This is a genomic window from Deinococcus indicus (assembly GCF_002198095.1).
In the GTDB taxonomy this organism is placed as follows: domain Bacteria; phylum Deinococcota; class Deinococci; order Deinococcales; family Deinococcaceae; genus Deinococcus; species Deinococcus caeni.
This window is the reverse complement of the sequence record NZ_NHMK01000025.1, coordinates 170,211-179,826: the sequence shown is the minus strand read 5'-3', so window position 1 is coordinate 179,826 and position 9,616 is coordinate 170,211. Positions and strand designations below refer to the sequence as shown.

Sequence of the window (9,616 nt, the reverse complement as noted above, 5' to 3'; positions counted from 1 at the left end):
ATCGACCCGGACGCCGGACTGGAGCAGGAAGCGCGCAGTATGGGCGCGCGACTCGCCAGCCAGCCCGTCACAGGAAACGTGACCGCTCGTGAAGTGAAGGCCCTGCCAGTCCGGAAGGTCGGATCTTCGGGCAAGGCGGTGCAACGCTGGGGACTTGGTGACCTCAAAAAGCTGGCGGGCAGTGCAGGCAACAGGGTTGCCGGAGTCATCAGGAGCGTCAAGAAGCAGGCCCAGCAGAGTGTTCAGCGGGCCGCAAACAACGTCAAGAAGGCGGCAGCCGCCGCGACCAAGAAGGTCCAGGCCACCACCAGCAAGACCAGCGCCCGGATCGGCACCTTGACCTCGACTCTTCGCAGAAAAGTGAAGAAAGCGGGACAGACGGTCAGGCAGTATGCCAGCAGGACACTCACCAGGGTCACTCGCGTCGTTCAGAAGGCAAACCAGCAGAGAAAAGCCATAGGAACGCACCTCGCCGCGAAAGCCAACCAGCTTCGGCACCACGCCACGAAAGCCGTTCAGAAAGTCACGAAGCTGGCCAGCAGCTCTCTGCAGAAGACAGCGGCGGGCGTGAAACAGCTCGGGCAGCGTGTTCAGGCAACTGTCAAGGAGTTACCTGCCAGGGCCAGAGCTGCCAGGGATGAATACAAGGCCAGAGCGGCCGCCGCCCTCACGAAGGCCAAAGCCAGACAGCAGCAGCTCGTCCAGCACGCCAAGGAAGCGGGCCAGAAAGCGGAGAAGGCCGCCAGAGCCAGCGTCGCCAGAGCCTCACGCCAGCTTGACGAAGGCAGAAAAAAGGCAGCGGCCCTCGCTGTCCAGGGTTGGAACACCACCGTCAAAGGGGTGAAGAACGTCTCGGCCTGGGCCAGCGAGAAAGTCAAGGCGGTAAAGGACAGTCCCAGATTCAAGAAGGCCGTTCATTTCCTGAAGACGTCCGGCGTGCAGATTGCCAAGGTCGGCACGGCCATCGTCGTCGGGGGAGCCGTCATCGCCGGGGCCGCCGCACTCACAGCAGCGACCGGCGGGCTGGCGGGTCCCGTGCTGGTAGGAGCACTGTTCGCCTCCGGCGCACTGGGCGGCGCCGCCGGCACCGTGGTCGAAAACCTGCTGACGGGAAAACAGTGGAGGCATGACATCACGGCCAAGAGCCTGATCACGGATGGCGTGCTGGGCGTGGCAGTGGGCCCCGCCGCGAAACTGGTGGGCGGCGTGGCGCGCGCGGCGGGCCGCCCGGTACTGGCTGGCCTGGGCAAAGCGGCGGCCCGGCTTCCCGGCAGCACGTACATGCAGGGAGTTGCGGCGGCGGCTCGCACCTCTGCTGCGACCATGGCACGCAACGCCCGCACAGCAGCCGCCACGCGCTGGAACACCCTCAAAGCAGGCGCACAGCCCGTTCTGAGCGCAGTGGGAACGCACGTCGGCAGCAGTCTGCCGGGCCAGGCATTCAGAGCGGTCGACTCCACGTTCAGCGCGGGCATTCGTGGGCTGGGAGGGCTGGCGTCAAGTGGCGCCCGGCAGGGTGGAGTCGTCGTCAAAGGAGTATCGGACGCCGTCCGCACCCGCGTGGCAAGCGTGACGAGCAGGCCCGGCATCAACAACGCGATCCGCGCTGCCCGGCAGGTCACGGGTAACGCCAGGGACCGCGTGGCTGTCGCGGGGATGCAGACCCGCAATGCAGCTGGGCGTGGATGGAGGAATGCGAGACGAGCCCTCACGGACCATGAAATGCGTGTTCGCACGAATCTTCACAGCCTTGGATTGCCGATTAACCAGACTGCCTCTGTCTCTAGTAGCCTCTTTAACGCTGCAGAGCGCAATCTGTCCGCCATGCGCAATTACGTTTCCAGCGAGGCCAGGGTCATCGGTGGAGAGGTGCGGGATACGTGGCTGGGCACGGCCGGCCAGAGCGGCGTGTTGCGCACGGCCGGGAAGATGGAAGGTCTGGTCGCCCGTACGCCTTCGCTGGCGGCCGGCTGGAACCGGGAACTGGCGGTGGCCCGTTCGGGGCTGGTCAGGGAACGCATCCGGATACTGCGGCTGGAGGCCCAGGCGGCAGGTTCCACGCTGTCCAGAAGGGCGGCGCGACGTCAGGCCCGAACGCAGGTGACACAGGATATGGTCCGCGACCGCGCCGCGCGAACGGTCCGGCCCGACTTTCTCAAGCGGGCCAGCGACGCGTACGCAGCAGAAAACCAGGCGGCGCGGACAGGTATGGACCCCAGCCGGGGCATTCTGGCGCAGCTTCCACGCGCCTACTGGACCGGCGCGCAGCAGATGGTCGGTGACGCCTGGGGTCGCCTGAGCACGCTGGGGAATGCGGGGGGCGTGGCTGGTGCCGGGGCGGTCGCTGGAGGCTGGATGAGTGAGGAAGTCTTCAAAACGTACCTGACAGGTGCAGCCAAAGCCTACAAGAAGGACGAACAGGCAACCTATCCGAATGCCCAGCACCTGCGGGAGGGTTCACGGGAAGTCAGCAACAACCTACTGAAGAATGCCGTCTCTGCCGGAACTGGGCTGACCTCAGAGGCGCAGGGCGGTTCCCTGATGATGCTGACACCGTTCGACAAGACCGTGAAGACAGCCGCCGCGCTTGGTGGGTACACCAGCATCACAGATACGAACGAACTGACATACGAACCTCCCGATCAGGCCCCCCAGACGCCGGATGAAAGGGCGGTCCCGTGAGTCTGCTGAGCACCCTGAAACGCCTGCTCACCAGACCGGAGCGGGCACGTGACAGGCCGCGCGTCGCGTACCCGTCGCCCAGGGCGGCGGTGCTGGCCTTTCTGCACGACCCGCAGTGGGGCGCGCGGGTGGTCGAGCAGAGCGAGGAACGCATCGTGTTCGAGTACGACGGTGTCACCGGAGAATGGCTGGACGACCCGACCGGCGACTGGCTGCACCTGCGGTTCCGCGATCCCTTCACCGAGGCGCAGCAGTCCAGCGAACTGGCCATGTACGAGGGCTGGGCAGCCCACTGCGCACAGCACACACTGTTCCGCTGGGATATCGACGAGCAGGCGCAGGAGTACTACGGAGACGCGTTCGCTCTGTTTCACGAACAGTACAACCAGCTGGAGTGTATCTGGGGAGCGTTCAACAGCGCCAAGCTGCTCAGAGAGGGCAGTAACCGAATTGCTATGGGACGGTCCTTTGATCTTTTCTTCGGTGACAGAGGTGCGGGGAATTCAGTTGCCGGTTCATTGTGGCGTTGGTTCGACAGCCCTGCGGCTCCAAAAGGCACCAGACACCTCAAGGGAACTTACCGAGAAGAATGGTTCGATACGGGTTCAGCCGTTTGCTCTGTCATGCAGGAACAGTGGGCTTACTACGCCCGCATTGCTTATACCAACGGTGATTTTCAGCCTTACATGTCGGGGGGCGAGGAGCAGCAGCTCCGGCTGTACCGCCTGCATCTGGGCTTGCAGCGCTGGTTTCCCAGACTCCGCAACTTTGTCATTCAGACCGACAATCCGGAGAACTCCGGGGCGAACGAGACCAGCGTGGCGATTCTGGTGTCCAGCGGGACGGACGCCGGGCCTATCTTTGACCGGGTGTTCCGGGAGTTCTACGGACAGGTGATCGAGATCACGGAGTGGTTCAATTTCGATTTCAACCCGAAGACCGCGCCGTGGTTCGATCATTCGATCAAGAAACCGCAGCGGCGTGATCAGCGTCAGTCCCCGGTGAGGGGTATTCCCGACGCGAAGGAGAACAGATGACAGAACCCATGCAGTTTGGCCGTCAGGCCGTCAAGCGACCTCCGTTCGAGATCAGCGGAATCAGGTTCTCTTCCCTGCCGCTCTCGCTGGCAGAAGAGAAACGTCTGGCCGGAGCCGGGGCCGACGCGACCACTGACGACGCGGCCATGGACGCCCTGCTGGGCATCCTGGCGGAACTGCTGAATGCACGGACGCAGGGCGAGTCGGTCGGTGCTGACTGGCTGATGGAGAACCTGACGGCAGGTGACCTGGAGGGGATCGTGTCGTACCTGCGTGGCGAGGCAACAGCGGACTGAGCGCGACTGCCGGCAACCTATCGTGGGTGATGCGGACTCCGATTAAATGGGCTGCAAAGCCCGTTCAATCCGAGCGAAGAGCGTGGGAGAAAAACGGGTGCCGGACGTGGAGCCGGCAATCCGGTGAAGTTCCGGATTGTCGGCGAAACAAACGGAATCCGTATGGCACCTCCCAGACAGGGTCTGCACCGTTCGTTGTGACAGGGCCGCGTGACCCGGTGGCCGCTGTCAGAATGGGCGCATGTGGACTCTGGTGCTGAATTGCGGGTCGAGCAGCGTGAAGTTTGCGCTGCTGGACGTTCGGAGTGGAGCGGTGGGCCTGTCGGGTCTGGCCGAGCGGCTGGGGTCGGGGGACGCGTCGGCGCGGCTGGACCTGCCGGGCGGGCGGCGGTCGGTGCCGCTGCCGGGCGGGACGTACGCGGAGGCGTTCGCGGTGATCGCGGGCGCGCTCGATGAGCTGGGTGTGCGCGGCGACGTGGGCGCGGTGGGTCACCGGGTGGTGCATGGTGGTGAGCGCTTCAGCGAGCCGGCGCTGATCACGCCGGAGGTGCTGGAGGCCGTGCGGGCGTGCGTGCCGCTGGCGCCGCTGCACAACCCGGCGAACATCGCGGGGATCGAGGCGGCGCGCGCGGCGTTCCCGCAGTTGCCGCAGGTGGCGGTGTTCGACACGGCGTTTCATCAGAGCATGCCGGAGGTCGCGTTCCGGTACGCGGTGCCGGAGGCGTGGTACCGCCAGCATGGCGTGCGGCGCTACGGGTTCCACGGCACCAGTCATGCGTTCGTGGCGGCCGAGGCCGCGCGGGAGCTGGGCCGCCCGCTGGCGGAGTTGAATCTGGTCACGGCGCACCTGGGGAACGGGTGCAGCGTGTGCGCGGTGGCGGGCGGCCGCAGCGTGGATACCAGCATGGGCCTGACGCCGCTGGAGGGGCTGGTCATGGGCACGCGCAGCGGGGACGTGGATCCGGGCCTGCATGATTTCATCGCGCGGCAGGCGGGCCTGAGCCTGTCGGAGGTGACGGCCGCCCTGAACCGCGAGAGCGGGCTGCTGGGCCTGTCCGGGCTGAGTAACGACATGCGGGAACTGGAGGAAGCGGCGGCGCGCGGGCATGCGGGGGCGCGGCTGGCGGTCGAGGCGTTCGTGTACCGCCTCGCGAAGCAGGTGGCGGGCATGGCGGTCGCGCTGGGCCGGGTGGACGCGCTGGTGTTCACGGGCGGCATCGGGGAGAACAGCGCGGCGGTGCGCGGCGCAGTCCTGGCGCGGCTGGGCGTGCTGGGCGCGGCGGTGGACCCGGCCCTGAACGCGCGGGCGGTGCGCGGCGAGTCCGGGCGGATCAGTCCGGAGGGGACGCTGCCGGCGCTGGTGGTCAACACGAACGAGGAACTGATGATCGCCCGGCAGACGCAGGACGTCCTGGCCGGTCAGGGGGGAACGGCATGAAAACCCTGTTCGTCGCACCGACCCGCAACGGCGTGGGCCTGAGCAGCACGGCGCTGGGCCTGACCCGCGCGCTGGAACGCCAGGGGCTGAAGGTGGCGTTCCTGAAACCCATCGCGCAGACGCACGAGGCCCGCACGGACGACAGCGTGCATTTCGCGCGGACGCTGGCGCACCTGCCCACGCCCGACCCGATCACCCTGACGCACGCCGAGGAGCAGCTGAGCCTGGGCGCCGAGGAGGACCTGATGGAGGCGGTCGTGACGCTGGCCCGGCAGGTCACGGGGGGCGGCGCGGACGTGCTGGTCGTGGAGGGCCTCGCCCTGAACGAACGGAACGTGTACGCCGGGGCGCTGAACGCCAGCCTCGCGCGGAACCTGGAGGCGGACACGGTGCTGGTGTCCAGTCTGGCCGGGGTGGGCGCGGCGGAACTGGCCGACGAGCTGGAGATCTCGGCGCAGGCGTACCGCCGCAGCGACGGCTCGGGCCTGAGCGGGTACGTGCTGAACTTCGCGCCGCCGGGCCTGGATTTCGGGACGCTGATGGCGGAACTGCGCGCCCGCAGCCGCGTGCTGAGCGGCGGGACGCTCCCGCTGCTGGGCGTGGTGTCGCAGTCGGGCGGCCTGAACGCGCCGCGCACGCTGGACGTCGCCCGGCACCTGGGCGCCGAGGTCGTGAACGAGGGTGAGGCGGGTCTGCGGCGCGTGACGAGCACGGTCGTCACGGCGCGCACCGTGCCGAAGATGGCGCACCTGTTCGTGCCGGGCGCGCTGGTCGTCACGCCCGGCGACCGGGAGGACGTGATCATGGCGGCGGCCCTGTCGCACCTGAGCGGCGTGCCGCTGGCGGGCCTGATGTTCACGTCCGGCAGCGCCCCGGAGGACAGCATCGAGCGGTTGTGCCGCGCGGCGCTGGGGAGCACCCTGCCGGTGCTGCGCGTGAACACCAACTCGTTCGAGACGGCCTCGCGCCTCTCGCGGCTGGACCCGCGCGTGCCGCACGACGACACGCAGCGCATGGAGCGCATGCTGGACTTCATCGCGGACCGGCTGGACACCGGCACGCTGGTCGCGCGGCTGCGCGTGCCGGACGTCGCCGGGAACCGCCGCCTGCCGCCCAGCGCCTTCCGTTACGAACTGATCCAGAAGGCCCGCGCCGCCGCCAAGCGCATCGTGCTGCCCGAGGGCGACGAGCCGCGCACCGTGAAGGCCGCCATCCGCTGCACGGAGAAGGGCATCGCGCGCTGCGTGCTGCTGGCCGACCCGGAGCGGGTGCGGCAGGTGGCCGAGGGGCAGGGCCTGACGCTGCCCGACGGTCTGGAGATCCTGCACCCGGATTCCATCCGCGCGCGGTACGTGGAACCCATGGTGGAACTGCGCCGCAGCAAGGGCCTGACCGCCCCGCAGGCCGAAGCACAGCTGGAGGACACGGTGGTGCTGGGCACCATGATGCTCGCGCTGGGCGAGGTGGACGGCCTCGTGTCCGGCGCCGTCCACACGACCGCGAACACCGTGCGGCCCGCCCTGCAGCTCATCAAGACCGCGCCCGGCTCGCGGCTGGTCAGCTCGGTGTTCTTCATGCTGATGCCCGAACAGGTCCTCGTGTACGGCGACGCGGCCATCAACCCCAACCCGAACGCCGAGGAACTCGCGGACATCGCCATCCAGAGTGCCGACAGCGCCCAGGCCTTCGGGATCACGCCCAGGGTCGCCATGCTGTCCTACTCGACCGGCGAGTCCGGCAGCGGCGAGGACGTCGAGAAGGTCAAGGCCGCCACCGCCCTGGTCCGTGAGCGCCGCCCGGACCTGCTGGTCGACGGCCCCATGCAGTACGACGCCGCCAGCGTCCTGTCGGTCGGGCAGGCCAAGGCCCCCGGCAGTCCCGTCGCGGGCCGCGCCACCGTGTTCATCTTCCCGGACCTGAACACCGGCAACACCACCTACAAGGCCGTGCAGCGCGCCGCCGGCGTCATCGCGGTCGGCCCGATGCTCCAGGGCCTGCGCAAACCCGTGAACGACCTGTCACGCGGCGCGCTCGTGGACGACATCGTGTACACCATCGCCCTGACCGCCATCCAGGCCACGCAGGGGAAGGTCGAGGGGTAAAGATTGATGGTTGATGGTCGAAGGTTAATGGACAGGGCTCTTCCATCAATCTTCGACCATCAACCGTTCACCCCTCGTAGAGGTCCGCGCGGCTGAGGGGCACGTGGGCTCTGCGTTGCTCGTCGGGTTTCGCCAGGAGGGTCTGGTAGAGGCCCAGGTGGCCTTTCTCGAAGTAGTGGGAGGTGGCGCCCAGGTAGAGGCGCCACAGGCGGTGGCGTTGCTCGCCGAGGGCGGCGCGGGCTTCTGCGTGGTGCGTTTCTAGGTTCGCGGCCCAGTGGGTGAGGGTGCGGGCGTAGTGTTCGCGGAGGTTCTCGATGTCGCGGACCTCGAACTGCGCCTCGGTGGCGTGTTTCACGGTTTCCCAGATGGGCAGCAGTTGGCCGTCGGGGAACACGTACTTCCGGGCGAAGTTGCCGCTCTGGAGCCACAGGGGCACGCGGGCCTGGGGGATGCCGTCGCTGATGGCGTGGTTCATCATCAGGCCGCCGGGTTTCAGGGCCGTATACGCGGCGCGGAAGTAGGTGGGCATGTTCCGGCGGCCGACGTGTTCGGCCATGCCGACCGACGCGATCTTGTCGAAGCCCCCTTCGGGCGCGTGGGCCAGCACGTCGCGGTAGTCGCGCAGTTCGAAGGTGACGCGGTCGGCGACTCCGGCGGCCCCGGCGCGTGCGCGGGCCTCGTGCAGTTGCGCCTCGCTGAGCGTGACGCCCAGCACGCGCGCTCCGTAGCGCTGCGCGGCGTGAATGGCGAGGCCGCCCCAGCCGCTGCCGATGTCCAGCAGGTATTCGCTCTGTTGCAGGCGCAGTTTGCGGCAGATCAGGTCCAGTTTCGCTTCCTGCGCCCCGTCCAGCGTCTCGGTGCCGGTCGGGAAATAGGCGCAGGAGTACACCATGCGCCGGTCCAGCCACAACTTGTAGAAGTCGTTGCTGACGTCGTAGTGATAGGAGATGGCCTGCTGGTCGCGCTCACGGGAGTGCTGCGGGCCTTCCAGGCTGGCGTTCCCGGCCTCGGTGGGGGGCAGGGCGGGCAGGTCGTTCACGCCGGGCGCTGCGGCGGGGCCGGGGTCGGGCGTGACGGGCAGGGTGGGCGCGTCCATGCGGGCGGTTTCTGGGCGGTCGGGTTCCAGCTGGACGGGACCGCCGGTCCAGGCGGGGGGGGCGCTGCCGGGGGCGCCCAGGTCGAGTTGCGTGGCGGTGATCAGGGCGCTCTGGCCGCCGCTCAGGCGGACGCGCAGGTCACGGTCCTGGCGGCCGACGACGGTGAAGGTCATGCCGGTGCGGGGGTACAGCAGGGACTGGCCGGTCAGGGTGGTCAGGACGGTGCTGCTGGCGTTCAGGGCGGGGCCGGGGACCTGTCCGGGGCGCTGGGTGCCGCTGCGGGCGGCGCCATTCTGCACGGTGACGCGGCCGGGGGCGGTGGCGGTGACGGTGCGGCCGTCCGGGCCGGTCAGGCTGACGGTCAGGGGGGCGCTGGCCTGGGGGGTGGTGGGGACGGTCAGGTCGGCGCGGTACGTGCCGGGCGGTCCCTCGCGCAGGGGGGTGGGCGCGGCGCTGCCCAGGCGGACGCTGGCGCGCGCTCCGGCGCTGCCCTGCACGCTGACAGTCACGCGGCGTTCAGCGGGCGTGTCGCCGGTCGCGTCCCAGAACTCGACCGGCTGGGCGGGGGTCACGCTGCCCGGCAGGATGCGGGTGGGCCGGGCGGGCAGGATGGGCGCGGCGGCGCGGGTGACGCGCAGGGTGCGGCTGCCGGTCACGCGCCCTGCCTGCCGGGCGGTCAGGGTCAGGGTGTTCACGCCGGGCTTCAGCGGCCACCATTCCATGAACAGACCGTCCGGGCCGGTGGGGATGGCACGCCCGGACACGCTGAGGGTCGAGCCGGGCGGCACGTGGCCCTGCAGGATCACGTTGGCGTGCGCGACCCGGTGGCCTTCCGGGGGGTACGAGACGAACACGCCGCTGGCGTGCGTGGCGCGGGCCGGGGCGCAGAGCAGGGCCAGTCCGGTCAGGGCGGCCAGGGCAGGGGAAGCGCGCATGCTCCTGGGTGTAGCACGCCGGGCGCGGG

Annotated in this window: 6 protein-coding genes; 5 read left to right on the top strand and 1 reads right to left on the bottom strand. The window is 68.8% G+C overall.

Annotation, left to right across the window (positions count from 1 at the left end; genetic code table 11):
• From CBQ26_RS22030 to pta, 5 genes are all read left to right on the top strand, one after another.
• Positions 1 to 2,682 (top strand): hypothetical protein (locus CBQ26_RS22030; protein WP_216360380.1); only part of this gene is annotated, 2,682 nt, incomplete at its 5' end.
• Positions 2,679 to 3,719 carry a hypothetical protein gene (locus CBQ26_RS16515; RefSeq protein WP_143342181.1) on the top strand — a complete coding sequence of 347 codons (1,041 nt, stop codon included), beginning with the start codon at positions 2,679 to 2,681 and terminating at the stop codon, positions 3,717 to 3,719. The genes CBQ26_RS22030 and CBQ26_RS16515, both read left to right, overlap by 4 nt.
• Positions 3,716 to 4,015 carry a hypothetical protein gene (locus tag CBQ26_RS16510; RefSeq protein WP_143342180.1) on the top strand — a complete coding sequence of 100 codons (300 nt, stop codon included), beginning with the start codon at positions 3,716 to 3,718 and terminating at the stop codon, positions 4,013 to 4,015. Before CBQ26_RS16515 ends, CBQ26_RS16510 begins: the two co-directional genes overlap by 4 nt.
• A gap of 241 nt (positions 4,016 to 4,256) precedes the next feature.
• Complete coding sequence (locus CBQ26_RS16505; protein ID WP_088249722.1) at positions 4,257 to 5,453, top strand: acetate kinase; 1,197 nt, start codon at positions 4,257 to 4,259, stop codon at positions 5,451 to 5,453.
• Positions 5,450 to 7,555: a phosphate acetyltransferase gene (gene pta, locus CBQ26_RS16500; protein WP_088249721.1), complete on the top strand. Its 2,106-nt coding sequence runs from the start codon at positions 5,450 to 5,452 to the stop codon at positions 7,553 to 7,555. The genes CBQ26_RS16505 and pta overlap by 4 nt, the downstream gene beginning before the upstream one ends.
• A gap of 67 nt (positions 7,556 to 7,622) precedes the next feature.
• Here the strand turns inward: pta and CBQ26_RS22615 are convergent, their stop codons facing one another.
• Positions 7,623 to 9,587 carry an SAM-dependent methyltransferase gene (locus CBQ26_RS22615; RefSeq protein WP_244898064.1) on the bottom strand — a complete coding sequence of 655 codons (1,965 nt, stop codon included), beginning with the start codon at positions 9,585 to 9,587 and terminating at the stop codon, positions 7,623 to 7,625.
• Between the last annotated feature and the right edge of the window lie 29 nt (positions 9,588 to 9,616).